General features: G+C 46.0%; 14 protein-coding genes, 7 tRNA genes and 1 riboswitch. Of the genes, 3 read left to right on the plus strand and 18 right to left on the minus strand.

Features of this window, described 5'->3' with window-relative positions:
- Positions 1-9: 9 nt before the first annotated feature.
- Both ABCM67_RS03840 and ABCM67_RS03845 read left to right on the plus strand, forming a co-directional pair.
- Positions 10-1,896, plus strand: a complete 1,887-nt coding sequence (locus tag ABCM67_RS03840) for an ABC transporter ATP-binding protein (protein WP_342992526.1) — start codon at positions 10-12, stop codon at positions 1,894-1,896.
- Between the two features lie 147 nt (positions 1,897-2,043).
- Entirely contained in the window at positions 2,044-3,090 is a 1,047-nt protein-coding gene (locus tag ABCM67_RS03845; protein WP_147603263.1) for a transglutaminase domain-containing protein, read from the plus strand.
- 131 nt (positions 3,091-3,221) lie between these two features.
- Here the strand turns inward: ABCM67_RS03845 and ABCM67_RS03850 are convergent.
- From ABCM67_RS03850 to ABCM67_RS03880, 7 genes are all read right to left on the minus strand, one after another.
- Positions 3,222-3,301, minus strand: a tRNA-Leu gene (locus ABCM67_RS03850).
- A gap of 67 nt (positions 3,302-3,368) precedes the next feature.
- Positions 3,369-3,441, minus strand: a tRNA-Lys gene (locus ABCM67_RS03855).
- Positions 3,442-3,451: 10 nt separating this feature from the next.
- A tRNA-Gln gene (locus ABCM67_RS03860) sits at positions 3,452-3,523 on the minus strand.
- Between the two features lie 10 nt (positions 3,524-3,533).
- Positions 3,534-3,607: transfer RNA gene (locus tag ABCM67_RS03865), tRNA-His, on the minus strand.
- Positions 3,608-3,612: 5 nt separating this feature from the next.
- Positions 3,613-3,686, minus strand: a tRNA-Arg gene (locus ABCM67_RS03870).
- An 18-nt stretch (positions 3,687-3,704) separates the two neighbouring features.
- Positions 3,705-3,775 (minus strand) — tRNA-Gly (locus tag ABCM67_RS03875).
- A 27-nt stretch (positions 3,776-3,802) separates the two neighbouring features.
- Positions 3,803-3,877 (minus strand) — tRNA-Pro (locus ABCM67_RS03880).
- Positions 3,878-4,139: 262 nt separating this feature from the next.
- Here ABCM67_RS03880 and ABCM67_RS03885 point away from each other — a divergent pair.
- Positions 4,140-4,913 carry a hypothetical protein gene (locus ABCM67_RS03885; protein WP_015526012.1) on the plus strand — a complete coding sequence of 258 codons (774 nt, stop codon included), beginning with the start codon at positions 4,140-4,142 and terminating at the stop codon, positions 4,911-4,913.
- A gap of 68 nt (positions 4,914-4,981) precedes the next feature.
- Here the strand turns inward: ABCM67_RS03885 and ABCM67_RS03890 are convergent, their stop codons facing one another.
- The 11 genes from ABCM67_RS03890 to pckA all read right to left on the minus strand — a co-directional run bounded on the left by ABCM67_RS03890 (position 4,982) and on the right by pckA (position 17,021).
- Positions 4,982-7,525: an HD domain-containing phosphohydrolase gene (locus ABCM67_RS03890; RefSeq protein WP_342992512.1), complete on the minus strand. Its 2,544-nt coding sequence runs from the start codon at positions 7,523-7,525 to the stop codon at positions 4,982-4,984.
- Between the two features lie 2 nt (positions 7,526-7,527).
- Positions 7,528-9,159 (minus strand): GH3 auxin-responsive promoter family protein, encoded by a 1,632-nt coding sequence (locus ABCM67_RS03895; protein WP_114002198.1) that lies wholly within the window; start codon positions 9,157-9,159, stop codon positions 7,528-7,530.
- Positions 9,156-9,737: a hypothetical protein gene (locus tag ABCM67_RS03900; RefSeq protein WP_118608104.1), complete on the minus strand. Its 582-nt coding sequence runs from the start codon at positions 9,735-9,737 to the stop codon at positions 9,156-9,158. The genes ABCM67_RS03895 and ABCM67_RS03900 overlap by 4 nt, the downstream gene beginning before the upstream one ends.
- Before the next feature lie 238 nt (positions 9,738-9,975).
- Positions 9,976-10,455, minus strand: coding sequence for a metallophosphoesterase (locus tag ABCM67_RS03905; RefSeq protein ID WP_147603264.1), 480 nt, complete (start codon positions 10,453-10,455; stop codon positions 9,976-9,978).
- Complete coding sequence (locus tag ABCM67_RS03910) at positions 10,452-11,036, minus strand: XTP/dITP diphosphatase (RefSeq protein ID WP_110103311.1); 585 nt, start codon at positions 11,034-11,036, stop codon at positions 10,452-10,454. Before ABCM67_RS03910 ends, ABCM67_RS03905 begins: the two co-directional genes overlap by 4 nt.
- Positions 11,033-12,190, minus strand: coding sequence for a class I SAM-dependent RNA methyltransferase (locus ABCM67_RS03915; RefSeq protein ID WP_021650290.1), 1,158 nt, complete (start codon positions 12,188-12,190; stop codon positions 11,033-11,035). Before ABCM67_RS03915 ends, ABCM67_RS03910 begins: the two co-directional genes overlap by 4 nt.
- Positions 12,187-12,729 carry a phosphodiesterase gene (gene yfcE, locus ABCM67_RS03920; RefSeq protein ID WP_022426532.1) on the minus strand — a complete coding sequence of 181 codons (543 nt, stop codon included), beginning with the start codon at positions 12,727-12,729 and terminating at the stop codon, positions 12,187-12,189. The genes ABCM67_RS03915 and yfcE overlap by 4 nt, the downstream gene beginning before the upstream one ends.
- Before the next feature lie 126 nt (positions 12,730-12,855).
- Positions 12,856-13,188, minus strand: a complete 333-nt coding sequence (locus ABCM67_RS03925) for a rhodanese-like domain-containing protein (protein ID WP_015526020.1) — start codon at positions 13,186-13,188, stop codon at positions 12,856-12,858.
- Positions 13,189-13,300: 112 nt separating this feature from the next.
- The gene (locus ABCM67_RS03930; protein ID WP_147603265.1) at positions 13,301-13,504 is read right to left on the minus strand and encodes a hypothetical protein; all 204 of its coding nucleotides are present in this window, start codon (positions 13,502-13,504) and stop codon (positions 13,301-13,303) included.
- Between the two features lie 305 nt (positions 13,505-13,809).
- Complete coding sequence (locus ABCM67_RS03935) at positions 13,810-14,739, minus strand: cation diffusion facilitator family transporter (RefSeq protein WP_059086782.1); 930 nt, start codon at positions 14,737-14,739, stop codon at positions 13,810-13,812.
- 200 nt (positions 14,740-14,939) lie between these two features.
- A riboswitch (NiCo riboswitch) is annotated at positions 14,940-15,120 on the minus strand.
- A gap of 296 nt (positions 15,121-15,416) precedes the next feature.
- Complete coding sequence (gene pckA / locus ABCM67_RS03940) at positions 15,417-17,021, minus strand: phosphoenolpyruvate carboxykinase (ATP) (RefSeq protein ID WP_015526024.1); 1,605 nt, start codon at positions 17,019-17,021, stop codon at positions 15,417-15,419.
- Between the last annotated feature and the right edge of the window lie 174 nt (positions 17,022-17,195).

Consider the following 17,195-nt stretch of genomic DNA (forward strand, 5'->3'; position numbering starts at 1 on the left):
AAACAGAACATGAAAGGTCCGGGTGGTCCTGGACCGAAAGGCATGGGAGCGCCGGAACAGCCAGGAAAACTTCTGGGACGCCTTTCCCGTTATATTTTTAAGAACTACAGTATCCATATCGTGATCGTGGTGATCTGCATTTTTGTCAGCGTTCTTGCCAATGTACAGGGAACCATGTTCATGAAAACCCTGATTGACCAGTATATCACGCCTCTTCTTAAGGCAGATACACCGGACTTCGGGCCTTTAACTGCTGCAATCGCACGTGTGGCATGTTTTTACGCCATCGGTGTTATTGCCACCTATACTTATAACCGTATCATGATCAATGTTTCCCAGGGAACTTTACGTAACCTCCGAAACGACATGTTTGCAAAAATGGAAACACTTCCCATCAAATATTTTGATACCCACGCACACGGTGATATCATGTCCATCTACACCAACGACATTGATACCCTGCGCCAGATGATCAGCCAGAGTTTCCCACAGCTGCTTTCCAGTGTGATCACCATTGTCAGTGTTCTTGTAAGTATGCTGATCCTCAACGTTCCGCTTACTTTCGTGACTCTGCTTATGGTTGCCATTATGCTGACTGCCAGCCGGAAACTTGCGGGCCTGAGCGGAAAATATTTCCTGGAACAGCAGACAAACCTTGGTATTGTCAACGGCTATATCGAAGAGATGATGGAAGGACAGAAAGTTGTCAAAGTCTTCTGCCATGAGGACGAAAGCATCCAGAAATTCGATGAGCTGAACGACCAGCTTTTTGCCAGCGCAGACAACGCCAACCGTTTTGCCAACATCCTGATGCCTGTAGTTGCCCAGCTTGGAAACGTCAGCTACGTGATCTGTGCCATGGTTGGCGGTATCCTTGCCATCAATGGCATCGGAAACTTCACTCTTGGCGGACTTGCCAGCTTCCTGACTTTCAACAAGAGTTTTAACATGCCCATCAATCAGGTCAGCCAGCAGTTCAACAGTATTGTTATGGCCCTTGCAGGTGCCAAACGTATCTTTGATCTTCTGGATGAGAAATCCGAAGTGGACGAAGGCTACGTTACTCTTGTCAACGCAAAAGAGGAAAACGGCGTTCTCACCGAATCCGAGAAACGTACCGGCCGCTGGGCATGGAAACATTTCCATAAAGCTGAGGGTATCACGGATTATATCGAGCTGAAAGGTGACATGGTTCTGGAGGATGTGGATTTTGGTTATAGCTCCAACAAGATCGTTCTTCATGACATCAACATGTATGCACAGCCGGGCCAGAAGATCGCTTTTGTAGGATCTACCGGCGCCGGAAAAACCACCATCACCAACCTTCTGAACCGTTTTTACGACATTCAGAAAGGTAAGATCCGTTACGACGGCATCAATATCACCAAGATCAAAAAAGACGATCTTCGCCGTTCCATGGGCATCGTTCTTCAGGATACCAACCTGTTCACGGCAACCGTTATGGAAAACATCCGCTACGGAAAACTGGATGCCACAGATGAAGAGGTCATCGCCGCAGCAAAACTTGCCAACGCTGACGGTTTTATCCGCAGGCTTCCACAGGGTTATAACACCCTTCTCCGTGGAAACGGTGCAAACTTGAGCCAGGGCCAGAGACAGCTTCTCTCCATCGCCCGTGCAGCTGTTGCAGATCCGCCTGTCCTGATCCTGGACGAAGCCACCAGTTCCATTGATACCCGTACCGAAAAACTGGTACAGGATGGTATGGATAAGCTGATGGAAGGCAGGACAACCTTCGTGATCGCCCACAGACTTTCCACAGTACGCAACAGTGACTGTATCATGGTCCTGGAGCAGGGACGTATCATCGAGCGTGGTTCCCATGAGGAGCTGCTTGCTCAGAAGGGCCGGTATTATCAGCTGTATAATGGCTGATCCTGGCTCACAGTTATTTTCGATCTAAAATATTCAATACCAAAAACATGCAGGGTGTATCTTTTCTGATAGTCCTGCATGTTTTTTTATGCTATAATCTTTGATTGAAATCTATTTTTCCGGAAAGGAGTCTCCGTATTTTTATATATGAAACAAACTGAAGAATATTACTACGGCAAAATGTCGAAAGATAAACAAAACGTGTACCGTGCAATGCTTCACGGGCTTATGGAGCTTTCCGACGAGTTCCTGATCCCGCAGGTACCAACCACCGATGGAAACTGGCTCTATGATGTATTTTTCCAGCTTCGTCTGGATCACCCGGAGATTTTCTGGGCTGTGGGGTTTAAATACCGTTATTACAAGGACTCGCCAAATCTGATACTGATTCCTGAATATATCTTCGACAAAAATAAAATCCGGGAGCATCAGAAAGCCCTGGGAGCCCGCGTAGACAAGCTTGTGCGCACCGCCATGAAGTTTTCCGAGTGGGATAAGGAAAAATATGTCCATGACTTCATCTGCGAAAATATCCGCTACGACAAACTGAAAAAGCCATATTCCCACGAGATCATCGGGCCTCTGGGCCATGGTGTCGGTGTCTGCGAGGGAATCGCCAAATCCGTAAAGGTCCTCTGTGATGCCCTTGGTGTATGGTGTATTATCGCCATCTGCGGGAACAATCCGGAAAAAGGGATCAAATACCGTCATACCTGGAACATCGTCCGGATCAACGGACAGTACTATCATCTGGATGCCACCTTCGATAATACTCTGGGCAAAAACGAAGACGGCTTAACCAGTATCCGTTACGATTATTTTAATCTGGATGACAAAAACATCTTCCGTGACCATGAACCACTGATCGCTCCGGCACCTCCCTGCCCGGATGGAAACCACTTTTATTACCGCGAGAAAAAGCTGTCCTTCACCAAATTGGAAGACGTATACAAACGTGCCCTCCAGGCCGCAAAAAAAGGCCGCGAATTCACCTTCCACTGGCGAGGCGGATATCTCACCCGCGAAGTCCTCGCAGACCTTGTAGATCAGATCCAGGCCGCAGGAAAGACACGGGACAAAAAAGCCATCATCACACTCAACTGGCCTCAGGCTGTACTGCGATTTCATTTTGCGGAACAGCAGGCGGAAGGGAAGGTGTTTATTGAGGAAGTGAATGAAGGGGAGAAACTGTAACGTCATTTAAGAAATTCGATAGAGTCAAAATGCCACATATCATTATGCATATGTGGCATTTTTCTGTGAATATAATTCTAAAAATTAAAAGACTTTCCATAAATCAGATTTATAGAAAGCCTCTTAAGCACTGCGGATAACAGGACTTGAACCTGCACGGTTGCCCACTGGTACCTAAAACCAGCGCGTCTGCCAATTCCGCCATATCCGCATATTCAATTATATTTTCATCCTGTCTGATGATAAAAAAATAACGGAAAGCAAATGCTTTCCGCTAATGAGGCATCGGGGATTCGAACCCCGGACAACTTGATTAAAAGTCAAGTGCTCTACCGACTGAGCTAATACCCCATAAAAAGGACTGGGCTAGCTGGATTCGAACCAGCGAATGCAGCAGTCAAAGTGCTGTGCCTTACCGCTTGGCGATAGCCCAATGGGCGAAGGGTGGATACAGGGATTCGAACCCTGGGCCTCCAGAGCCACAATCTGGCGCGCTAACCAACTGCGCTATACCCACCACAACGTGCCTGAAGGGATTCGAACCCCCGACCCACGGCTTAGAAGGCCGTTGCTCTATCCAGCTGAGCTACAGACACATGCTCTCTTCTCAGAGAAGCGGGTGATGGGAATCGAACCCACGTATCCAGCTTGGAAGGCTGGTGTTCTACCATTGAACTACACCCGCATGCTTGCGGTAATAAGTTTACAGCAGTCGGGGTGACAGGATTCGAACCTGCGGCCTCCTGGTCCCAAACCAGGCGCTCTAGCCAAACTGAGCCACACCCCGATGTACCATTTACTTATGGTTTTTATTAAGTTGTTGTCGTCTTCGTTTGTGTTTCGTTTTCGTTTCCTGCCTGACGACAAGTGATATTATATTATAGCAATCTACAAATGTCAACACCTTTTTTGAATTTTTTTAAAAAAACTTTTTTTCACGTTTTTTCCGCCTATTTAAAGGTTTTCTTGTCATTTGCGACTGGCTTATGGTATCATGAAACCATAATTAAAGTCAAGAAAAAAAGCAAATAATAAGGAGATGTTTTTATATGGATATAAAATTATTTCAGCAGAAGCTTAATGACATCTGTGCCATCGCTGAGGAAAACAATAAGCAGCTCTCCCAGCAGCAGATCCGTGATCATTTCGATGAATCGGATCTGAGCACTTCACAGCTTGTAAAGATCCTGCAGTATCTCAAATTAAAGGGGATCACCATCGAAGGCGCCGATGAAGCTGCCGGCGCTGCCAGAGCAGATGCTGTTTCATCCGAATCCAGCGACAAGGACGAGCTTCCGGGTACCCGTGCTGCTCTTACTGCCGAAGAACAGGCTTATCTCAGTGACTATATGGAAAGCTTTTCCCCGGAAGGACTTGATCCGGATGATCTTGCGTCCCTCTTTCATGCCTTTGCAAAGGGTGACACTGCTGCCGAAGGTGCACTGACACAGTTCTACATGGCTCAGGCAGCCCAGATGGCCGCTGAACTGAACTGTGAGGAAATCCACCTGGCCGATCTCATTCAGGAGGCAAATCTGGCCCTTCTGGCGTCTCTCAAAGAAACTGCCCCACAGGAGAAAAACGATACCTGGATGCGTGGTCGTATCCGCAGTGGGATCCTTCATGCCATTGAGGAACAGACACAGCAGAAATTCCGTGACGACTATCTGGTATCCAAGGTAGAAAACCTGGAGGCTGCGGTTAAAGAACTCACAGACGATGATGACGCCACCAAATTCACCATTGATGAGCTTGCCGTGATCCTGGATATGAATGTGGATGAGATCCGGGATGTACTTCGCCTTACCGGAGATGATAAATAAAGCTTTCTTCATATTCTTCACAAAAACGGGTCTGACATAGCTTGTCAGACCCGTAATCTTAATATTCTTTATGCTTTTTCTTCCCGTTTCAGCTCCGCCGGTTCTGCCAGATGGATCTTTCCTTCCCGAAATATGTGGATAAATACCTCCGCCATATCCGGATCGAACTGTTTTCCTTCCTCTTCTCTTATGATCCGAAGAGCTTTTTCCACTGGCATCAGTTCCTTATAACAACGTTTGGATGTCATGGCATCAAAGGAATCTGCGATGCAGAGGATCCTTGCAGATGCCGGGATATCTTCTCCCGCGATCCTCCTTGGATAGCCGTTTCCGTCATAACGTTCGTGATGACCGATAACCGCAGGGATAACATAATCCAGCGACGGAAGGTGACGGATGATCCCGATGGACGCCTCCACATGACCTTTCATGATCTCATACTCTTCATCCGTAAGCTTGCCTTCCTTGTTCAGGATATGCTCCGGGATCCCGATCTTTCCAACATCATGAAGAAGCGCCGCCTGACGGATGATCTCCACCATTTCCGTTGTATAGTTCAGCGCCTTCGCAAGACTTGTTGCGTAATAAGCCACATTGTTGGAATGTCCGAAGGTATAATGATCTTTGGTATCAATGGCTGCAGTCAGCGCATAGATCGTGGATTCATAGGACTGATAAATATGTTCATGATCGGATTTCTTACCCGCATTTTCTTCATCCAGGCTTTCCTTCAGCATGGTGTCAAAAATCTCGATGCCGTTTTTACCGCTGCGCTTTACATGATATACTGCCAGGTCCGCATTATCCAAGAGCTCCTTTGCTGAGCGTGCCGCATAAGGCGCCGCACTGATCCCCACGCTTACCGTAAGGATCTTCAGCTTGTAGTCTGCAGAATCGTTGCGCATATGCAGGATCTGCTTCTGTATGGATTCTGCCAGATTTCTGGCGGAAAAAATATCGTAATTTGGCATCAGGACCGCAAATTCCTTGGCACTGTGACGTGCCACATATCCCTGTTCTCCCACACTTGCCTGGATGATATCTGCCACCTTTCGAAGTGCAACATCTCCCTGCTGATTTCCGTACAGCTGATTGTACAGCTTGAAATCATCAATATTGAACAGGATCAGTGCAAGCGAACCCTCTTTATTTTTTTCGTATTCCTCATCCAGGATCTCATAAAAATATTTCCGGTTCAGAAGGCCCGTCAGTTCATCGGTCCTTGCCTCAGTCCATGCCGCCTCATAAAGTCTGGCATTTTTGATGGCAATGGAAGCTACCGAACTGACCGAAGACAGCATGGCCAGATCATTATGGTTCAGATTTCTGTGTCCGTCACCGGAAATCGCAATAATCCCGGCCAGATCATCATTCTGGCGAAGACCTGCACAGTATTCGATACCCAGCTCTGAAAACATATGTTTTTCCGACTCCCACATGGATTTGTAGGCTGTGGAAGAACGAAAATCCCGGATCACCACACAGTCCTCATTTCTGGTAAGCCAGGTGACCACCGGATTATCCGCTTTCAGTGAAAAGGTCAGATCGTTCAACGGACGGTTGCTGTAAACAGCCTGATATTCCCCTGATTTTTTGTCTCTCAGACAAATATAGATCCGTCCTGCATTGGTAGTTTCCTTCAACACATTTACCGTATTGCGCAGGATCTCTCCTACCCGGAGTGTCCTGGATACTGACTGGCTAAAATCTTTCAGCTCCTGAGACTGCTGGATCTCTTTTTTGATAAAAACATTGTTCATCAGACATTTCCACAGCACTGTGACCAGCCATGCAGATATAAGAAAAACGAAAGAAAAGATCAGCACATGATACTCACTGGCTGCAGGGAGCAGCATTCGGATATAACTCATCAGGTACGGTGAAAGATTGATAAACAGTACTACCGTCAGGACCACGCCCACACCAAAGCAAACCCCATCTGACGCAAGACGGCGCATCTGGAACAGCCGTCTTCTGGTCAGTGCATAAAGCATCAGGACAGCATTGATCAGACCGCTGATAATATCGATGGGGAATCCGGAAAATACCGGCACTGCCAGCGCAAGGTTTCCCACAAAAATGATCAGTATCCCCACAAGGATCGGTTCGATCTGTTTGCGGTATCCGGGATGTCTCCGGCATCCGCGGTACATGGTGATAAAGATCTGAATAATGGTGATTCCTGCCACCACAAAGAACAGAAGGAACCAGGGTGTGATCTTATAAACAAAATGCGCACCACCGTTTTTACGGATCAGATCCGGCCAGCGCAGGATGATCCCGCCCGGGATGTTGATTGCAAAAAGCAGCAGCATCAAAAGCAATGGGATCTTGCTTTTTCTGCCCATACGCACTCCCATGAATTCACTGATGAACACATAGTAAAAATATGGCAGAAACAGGATTCCGGCCAGAGACACATAATACCACAGGATGTAAGAGGGTCCTGCCTCCATACGCATCAGAAAAGAGCCCAACGTCCAGCAGAGCATTCCTCCCAGCACACACATGAAACTGTTGATGATCCGGCTGCGCTTACCAGCCAGAAGAGTCAGTATCATAAATGTATAGAAAAAAACTGAAATGATTGAAAATGATATATAGCTTTCCATAGTTACTTCCTCATATTCCCGAATCCGATTTCATCCTGCAGTCTCAAAAGTTCCGCCACCTCATAATAAGGAGTGCTCATATGCCGTGGTTTCCGTCCTTTTCTGGACTCATACAGATGAAAGGTACCACAGCGCAGGATGGTCACCACAAGGGGATCCATTCCCAGGATTTTCTTCAGATCCCGGTAATCCTGATCGATATATTTGAAATACGTGGTCAGAAGTTCTTTCAGAATATCCGTGCTCATAGCCTGATACATCAGCGCTTCTTTTTTTACTTCTATATAAAGATGCAGATATGGGCGTTTTTTCTCATTATATTCTTTCACTGCGATCCAATCCGTAACCGGCTGCCCGGACAGCTGGATCACACTTTTGATACCATTTTCCGAAATCCTGGTAAAGCCTGCGATATCAATGATCCACGGAACACGGTCTATGTACTCAAATCTTGGGATCTGTGTCCGATCCTCCTGGTTGGTAAGACCCACGCATCGATACATATCTCCCACACGGTACCTGGCAAAGGCTCCGCCCTTCAGCACAGTGATCACAAGCTCATATTTCTCCCCGGGAACAACCTCATCCATAAGATAGGTCGGAGGAGTGAACGTGGGATCCTCATAATTATGGAGCATATCCTTTTCGGTGATAAATTCATAAAAGCAGGTATCCGGGAAAAAGTACATTCCGTTCCTGGTCCAGGTCTCGGTTCCTATAATGGAAGGTTCCGTTCCTGCAAAAAGCTCCATGGGCCGAACTCCCCACATTTCCTCCAGATCATCCTTATAGCACTGGTTGTCGGTTCCTGCCACCATAAATCCCTTCAGGTGAAAAAGGTCTTTCGGAAGAAGCTCCCGTTTCTCCTTCTTACAGATCTTTTTGGCATTCAGGATCCTTTTCAGCATCTTTGGTTTATACTGCAGAAGTTCCGAAAAGGAGGTTTTGCTTTTTCCTGATGATACGCTTCCGGTGAGGCTCTGGCTTACTGCATAGGCCACACTTCCAAGTCCGAAGAAAAATTCCACGTCCTGTTTCATGGCCATCTTGAAGCCCTCTTTGTTCCGCTCACCAAAGCTCATATTTACCGCATCTTCCACTTCCGGAAGAAAACGGATGTCGATATCCTCTTTCAGCGCCAGTGGAAAAAGGCCGGTAGCAAAAGGCAACGGTGCCAGTCCGTAAAGGATCTTGTCCGTTTCCTCCACATCAAATTTGCCCTTTTCACGGCTTGTAGCTAATATGAGGCAGGCAACTACATTGTTCCTGTAGGTATCCAGCATACTTCTTGTGTATGGTGCTACCTTTATCGGATGGCGTCCGCCTTCCCAGGTCGTCTGTATCCAGATGATCGGATTCCCCGGAAGAGTTTCACTTCTCTTCTGGAGGAGCATATCCGCATAATCCTCATAAGTGGTAAGAGGTACCAGCCGACGGAACTCGTCGATCCCGGACGGTCTCCTGCCCTTCAGAATGCTTTTGCCCAGTTCACAGTCTGACCAGAGCTGGATCTGCTCTTCCATCAGACGATTCTGGATCTTCATGTAATCCTGCATTGTCAGATCAAGAAATCCGCAATATTCTTTCCAGATAGCATCATACTGCTGTTTTCGAAGCTTTTCGCCAAGACTCACCGCCTTTTCCCCCCTTTTCGCCATGTTTTTATGCAGGCAGCTGTACTGTTTCGGTCTGGGATCAGAAAGGGAGTTGTCTGCTGATACGCTCCGTAATTACTGAATGTTTCCGGAAACACGATCCTGTCCTGGTAAAAAATGTACAATATGTTCCACACAATAAGGACCCCAAAAGCCCCCATTGCCTTCCCGGATCCCAGAAATCCGGCCAGGCAAAAATAAAATCCGGCGAACCACAGAACGCCAGGATGTCGGCAGAGTGCATAAACACCCTCTGTATAGGCCAGCCTTTCATGATTTTCTTTGACATATGTCTCATCAAAGGGCAGCGCAAAAAACAATGTATAGATCAACAGTCCCAGAAACAGGATCGCTGCTGTCAGAAAAACAGCAGAAATAAAAAAAGAACTTCCCCGCCGCGGCCAGCAGCTCCGGATCACCAGACCTGTTGACACTGCGATCAGGAAACATCCTATGCTAAAAAACGGATGAAGAAAGCTTTTTTTCAATCGGATACTGTTATGATCATACAGGAAGCAGCATAAAAAGCCGATACTTCCTATAATAACCGCAGTCATGCGTATTTTCCCCCTTCATTTATGTAAAGCGGACCTTCTCATTCCGCTCTGCTGCATTCTCAGGAACGAGACCCATTCATGGTCAGTACCCTAAAGAATGCTCTATATTACTAGAAAACAACTACTTGTTCATTATATAGCACATAGCTGACTTTCGCAATCGTTTTTGACTAATATATGCTGAATATTGGCACAAATTTTATCAATTATGACAGTTTATTTGTTTTTTCTGCCGGAATCAGAGGTAACGGATCTCTACGTGCATTTCGCCCTTTCCATCTGTCTCCATTACTGCATAGCTTGGACGGCGTCCCCGTTGTCTGGGATAAGCCAGACTTCCGGGATTTACCAGAAGCACACCTGCTTCCTTTTCAACAACCGGTACGTGGATATGTCCGAAAAAAGCCGCATTGCATCCCCTTGAGCGGGCAGCTTCTGCCAGCTGATCAAAGGCCATAGATACACCGTAGTAATGACCGTGAGTTACCAGAATCTTATTTTCCTCGACCTCGATCACATCTTCTCTCGGAAGATCCGAGAAAAAATCATTATTTCCGGACACAATACTGCAGGGACATTCTGCAAGGGCTTCGATATAAAATTCTCTGCCTTCCACATCGCCGCAATGTACCAGCATGTCAAAAGGAACCTCCCGGTTTACCGCGATCTCCAGGTTTTCATCTCTTCCGTGGGTATCGCTTACGATCAGCACCTTCATACAAGCTCTTCCTTTATAAGGCAAAGAGCTTTTCCACGATGGCTGATCCTGTTCTTTTCTTCCATGGAAAGCTCTGCGGAAGTACAGCCATATTCCGGAAGATAAAAGATCGGGTCATAGCCAAAGCCATTCTCCCCTTTTTCCTCGTAGCCGATGCGGCCTTCCATGGCAGCACGGACTGTCTTTCTTCTGCCATCTGGGAAAGCTGCCGCAATAGCACATACAAAACGTGCAGTACGTTTCTCATCGGGTACACCTTCCAGACGCTGGATCAGGTTTGCGTTTTTAATATGATAAGAAGTATCCTCACCCATATAGCGTGCGGAATAGATTCCCGGCTCTTTGTTCAGATAGTCGATCTCCAGACCAGAATCATCTGCCAGAACGATCTCGCCAGTCATTTTACTGATTGCTTCTGCCTTGATCATGGCATTTTCTTCAAAGCTTTTTCCATTTTCATCAATATCCGCATGGATCCCGGCATCCTTCAGGGAAAGGATCTCCAGAGAAGGATCCGCAAGTATCCTTCGGATCTCCTTCATTTTATCCTCATTTCCGGTAGCAAAAATGATCTTTTTCATTCTTTAATACTTCCTTTCTTCGGCGGACGTGGTCCAAGAAACTGGTAATAGTAGGTTTTCATCATTCCGTTATAGATCTTACGGTTTTTATCTGCTTTTCGGCCGATGTCATTCTCTGCCTTGTCATAGGCAGTGATCAGATACATGGACCAGCGATCCAGCCCCTTATAGCTTTCACCGATCTCACGGTACAGTGCAGGGAGATTGGATTTTTCTTCGATCCGTTCACCATATGGCGGATTTGTCACGATAAAACCAAAGGGTTTGGAATGGCGGAGTTCACTGACCGGGCGCTGCTGGAAATGGATCAGTCTGTCCACTCCTGCCATTTTTGCGTTGGCGCGTGCTGCCTTGATGGCAGCTGCATCGATATCAAAGCCCTGGATATCGGTTTCAATATCAAGATTTACACGTTCTCTGGCTTCTTCTCTTGCATCCTCCCAGCATTCCTTCGGGATCAGATGCTCCCAGCTCTCGGCCAGAAAATGACGGTTCAGTCCCGGCGCCATATCCGCTGCCATCATTGCCGCCTCAATAGGAAAGGTGCCGCTTCCGCAGAACGGATCGACAAGAATACGATCCTTTTTCCAGGGGGTGAGCATCAAAAGAGCGCTGGCAAGAGTCTCGGTGATAGGTGCCTTGACAGTCATCTGGCGATACCCTCTCTTATGGAGGGATACTCCTGAAGTGTCGATTCCGATCAGAGCTACGTCTTTCATAAAGGCCACACGGATAGGAAATTCCGGACCATCTTCCGGAAACCAGGAAATCCCGTAGATGCCTTTGAGACGCTCTACAATGGCTTTTTTCATAATGGACTGGATATCAGATGGACTGAAAAGCTTACTTTTGATGGAGTTTGCCTTGGCTACCCAGAATTTACCGTTTTTCGGTATGTAATTCTCCCATGGGAGGGCCTTGGTCTTTTCAAAAAGCTCATCAAAAGTCTCGGCCTTTACTTCGCCTACTTTCAGAAGCACACGTTCTGTGGTACGAAGGAACAGATTGGCGTCTGCCACACCCTGGGCATCAGCCTCAAAGGTTACTCTTCCGTCTTCCACCCTGGTCACTTCATAGCCAAGATCCAGTATTTCACGTTTCAGCACCGCCTCTGTTCCAAAATGACAGGGCGCCGTTAATTCCCACAGATTCATAAAGTGATCTCCCGTACTGTATTTCCTTCAAAATCTTTAATGGTAAAAATTCCGTTCTCAAGGATTGCATAGGTCGGCGGGTTACCTTCCTTTGGAATGGATACGGAACCTGGGTTCAGAAGGATATAATTCCCCATATTTTCTGCCTTCAGCACATGTGTATGGCCGTGGATCAGAATGTCTCCGTCCATCATCGGCGGAAGATTATCCTTATTATAGATATGACCGTGTGTGGCGTACATCGTTTTTCCTTCGATGGCAAGGATACAGTAATCTGCCATAACCGGGAAGTCCAGGACCATCTGATCCACCTCTGCCTCACAGTTTCCGCGTACTGCATAGATCTGGTTTTTTCTCTCATTTAAAAGGCGGATGACTTCCTTTGGTGCGTATTCCTTCGGAAGGTCATTTCTTGGTCCGTGATAAAGCAGATCTCCCAGAAGCACCAGTCTCTCCGCCTTCTCCTTGTCATATGCTTCCAGCATTTTCCGGCAGTAATATGCCGAACCATGTACATCGGACGCAAACATATATTTCATAAGCTTTTCTCCTTGTAATTTGTGTTGGTTTTTATCTCTGTTCTTTACATTATCATGATTTCCTTTAAAATACAAGATTTGTTACAGATATGCATTCGCAATCTGATTTGATATTGTCCGTTTTTTTTATCCGCGTACAAGATTTCTCCCTCTGTAGGCTGCAAATCCACCAATCACGGACCTGGTACGACAGCCCTGTCTTGCCAGGCTCCGGGCAGCCTGCATGCTGGCGCCGCCGCGGTCGCAGTAAAATATCAGCAGCTTATCTTTGGGAAAACGATATTTCTGATCCTGTTTTTTCTCAAGATATTCCTCCAGCTCTCTGTATGGAATATTTACCGCGTTCCGGACATGTCCCCTTCTGTAGGCGGCAGAATCCCGGAGATCTATGATAACAGCGTCGCTGCGCTCCACATAATAATCCAGCATTTTTGCAGAGATAGTTTCGATCTGAAACATGGAAAAAATCTCCTCTTTTTGGTATATTATATGGAAGCTTCCGGGTGAATGTTCCCTTATATGTATTTAAGCGGGAAAAGCCATCTCTGACTTTTCCCGCTTTTCTTATCCTTTAATATCTGTCAGAGCCTCTGTCCTTCTCAGAATCATATTCATCGGAAATTTTGTTTCCGTAGCTGCTTTTGGAACTGTTTCTGGAAGAATTTCCCAAACTGTTCTTAGAGCTGTTTTTTCCGCAGTTTCTGGAAGCACTTTCCCCGTGATTTTTTCCTGCATAATTAGACTCATTTCTGTCTGTTTCGTAATTTTTCGCCATTTGAATTACCTCCTGATGAAGTTGATTTTACGGCTTTCCGAAGCTTTCTGCCGCTTTTTATTACAGGAAATAGTATCCCAAAAAGTTTGGAGATTATTCGCCAAAATCATATTGCTTTTTTTTCCAGTTTATATTATAATCATTCTTGTAAAAAGAATTTACCCTTCAAAAATTTTTTTTACATAACCCCTTATTTAATTATTTATACTCCCCTCGAAACACCCGGTAGCTCCCCTACCGGGTGTTTCTCTATACAAAAACAAGCCGCCGGATTGACGATCACAGTCGCTCCGGCAGCTTGTTTTTTATCCGTTGATCGGATTTACATGCACCATACAGTGCTTTACATCTTTGAATTTATTCTCGATCGTATGATGTACATTTTCCGCAATATCATGTGCATCAAAAAGGGAAATATTTCCATCTGCTGCGATTTCGATATCCACATACATCTTGGATCCGAAAAGACGGGTTTTAAGAAGGTCTACTCTTCTGACGCCCGGTACCTTGAGGATCTCTCTCTTCATGGATTCCTCAGTTTTTGCATCACAGGAATGATCTACCATCTTGTCAATGGCATCCCTGAAAATGTCGATCGATGCCTTGGCGATCATAACGCAGATCACGATACTGGCGATCGGGTCCAGGATCGGGTATCCCAGTCTTGCACCTAAAATACCGACAAACGCTCCGATAGATGAAAGTGCATCTGAACGATGGTGCCATGCATCTGCCATCAGGGCTCCTGAATTGATCTTCTTTGCAGCACCTCTTGTATACCAGAACATCCACTCTTTTACCACAATGGATACCACTGCTGCAATCAGTGCAAGTGTTCCCGGAATGGCAATGGTTCCGCCGGATGTGCTTTTTACGATATCACGGGCACCGGTAATTCCGATCCCGAGACCAGTGACAAGCAGCATTCCTGCAAGGACAATGGAAGAAACACACTCCATTCTTTCATGTCCGTACTGGTGCTCTTTGTCCGATTTCTTTGTAGAAAGACGGACACCGATGATCACGATGAAGGTGCTTCCCACATCTGATGCAGAATGAATGGCATCCGAGATCATCGCTCCTGAATGTGCCACAATACCTGCGATCAGTTTAAATACAGATAATAAAAGGTTTACCAGAATACTGATCCCGGATACCTTCATTGCTGTCTGCTGTTCCCATGAAGCTGTTTTTTCTGTATCATGTATAATTGTTTTGTTTTCTGTGTGTTCCATAAACAGAATCTCCTTTTAAATATATGATCAGGTTCTTCTTATGGCACAACATTTTCCGTGAAAAAACCGGCGGTTCCTTCACTACTCGCTACAGTGCGATTTTCCGCCGGTGTTCTTTCTTTTCTGTATAGGGATATCCCAGCTTCTACCTTCTGTTCCATCCATATTTTGCAGTAAAAAAGACATACCTGCGAAACATACACTGTCCCGCAGATATGTCTGAAAGCAAAGTCACATTCTGCTTCACCTCATATTCCGTGAATGCAGGTTCTTTGCAATTACGTTTAAATCCATATCCGCTGCCGCTTCCTGCGGCCCGGCCCCATGCCTTCGATAAATATTTTCGATTCCGAAAAGCATCGCCTGCTCAGTTTGTACTGTTGATCTCGCATCCTGTTCGAATGTAATGCAGTGCAAAGAGAATTTTTACAGTCTTACGGGTCTCCCGCTTAACTTCTCAGAAAGGATACACCATGTGCCCTCTGTTAGTCAAGCCAAAGTTTTTTATTTTACAGGTAGATATCTTCAACTTTCTGTTTATTCCATGTCCGGAAACATGCTTCGCACTGCACAGTTCTATATCAAATAATAGATCCTCAGTTGTTTGTCAAAAAACCGGGAGCGGATAAATCCGCTCCCGGTTAAATCTACGATCTGTATTCAGTTGGAATGACTGATTATGCCTGCGGGCCGGCTGCAACGAGTGCTTTACCAGCTGCATTTCCTTCATATTTAGCAAAGTTCTTAACGAATCTTGCAGCAAGATCTTTAGCCTTTGTCTCCCACTCTGCAGCATCTGCATATGTGTCACGTGGGTCAAGGATTGCAGGATCTACGCCCGGAAGCTCTGTCGGAACCTCGAAGTTGAAGAATGGGATCTTCTTTGTCGGAGCTTTAAGGATAGATCCGTCAAGGATAGCATCGATGATACCACGAGTATCTTTGATGGAGATACGTTTTCCAGTTCCATTCCATCCTGTGTTAACGAGGTATGCTTTCGCACCGCTCTTCTCCATTCTCTTAACGAGCTCCTCAGCATATTTTGTCGGATGAAGCTCAAGGAATGCCTGTCCGAAGCATGCGGAGAATGTAGGAGTAGGCTCTGTGATTCCACGCTCTGTACCAGCAAGCTTAGCTGTGAATCCGGAAAGGAAGTAGTACTGTGTCTGCTCCGGTGTCAGGATAGATACTGGAGGAAGTACGCCGAATGCATCTGCGGACAGGAAGATAACCTCTTTCGCTGCCGGTGCAGAAGATACAGGGCGAACAATGTTCTCGATGTGGTTGATCGGATAAGAAACACGTGTGTTCTCTGTTACGCTCTTGTCAGCGAAGTCGATCTTGCCCTCAGCATCAAGTGTTACGTTCTCAAGAAGAGCGTTTCTCTTGATCGCATTGTAGATGTCCGGCTCAGACTCTTTGTCAAGGTTGATAACCTTAGCGTAGCATCCACCCTCGAAGTTGAATACTCCGTTGTCATCCCAGCCATGCTCGTCATCACCGATCAGAAGACGCTTAGGATCTGTGGAAAGTGTTGTCTTACCTGTTCCGGAAAGACCGAAGAAGATTGCTGTGTTCTCTCCGTTAAGGTCTGTGTTTGCAGAGCAGTGCATGGAAGCGATGCCCTTCAGCGGCAGATAGTAGTTCATCATGGAGAACATACCTTTCTTCATCTCTCCGCCGTACCATGTATTAACGATAACCTGCTCACGGCTTGTAATGTTGAACATTACAGCTGTCTCAGAGTTAAGTCCTAATTCTTTGTAGTTCTCAACTTTAGCCTTGGATGCGTTGTAAACAACGAAATCCGGCTCAAAGTTCTCAAGCTCCTCAGCTGTCGGCTGAATGAACATGTTTGTTACGAAGTGTGCCTGCCATGCAACCTCAACGATGAAACGGATAGCCATACGTGTGTCTTTGTTAGCTCCGCAGAATGCATCTACTACGAAAAGTTTCTTGTTGGAAAGCTCCTTCTTGGCAAGATCTTTAACTGCATTCCATGCTTCCTGAGTTGCCGGATGGTTATCGTTCTTGTACTCATCGGATGTCCACCAAACTGTGTCCTTGGAGTTCTCATCCATAACGATATATTTGTCTTTAGGGGAACGTCCTGTGTAGATACCTGTCATTACATTGACAGCACCAAGCTCACTGACCTGACCCTTCTCAAATCCCTCAAGCTCCGGTTTGGTCTCTTCCTCAAATAATGTCTCGTAGGAAGGATTGTACACGATCTCAGTTGTTCCGGTAATACCATACTTTGTTAAATCGATTTTTGCCATCTTAACATTTACCTCTCTTCTTTAATAGTAATTATGATAGCCACCTACTGCTGCAGGTTTTTGTCATCCTGCCATAGGAATTGGTCATTCCAACATCCCTATCCACAATTATACATAAATTGTACGTAAAAGCAACCAAAAAAATTCATTTTCCGCAAAAAAATGATAAATCTT

It is taken from the genome of Blautia sp. 2227st1_G12_2227SCRN_220401, assembly GCF_039062885.1.
GTDB classification, from domain to species: domain Bacteria; phylum Bacillota; class Clostridia; order Lachnospirales; family Lachnospiraceae; genus Blautia_A; species Blautia_A fusiformis.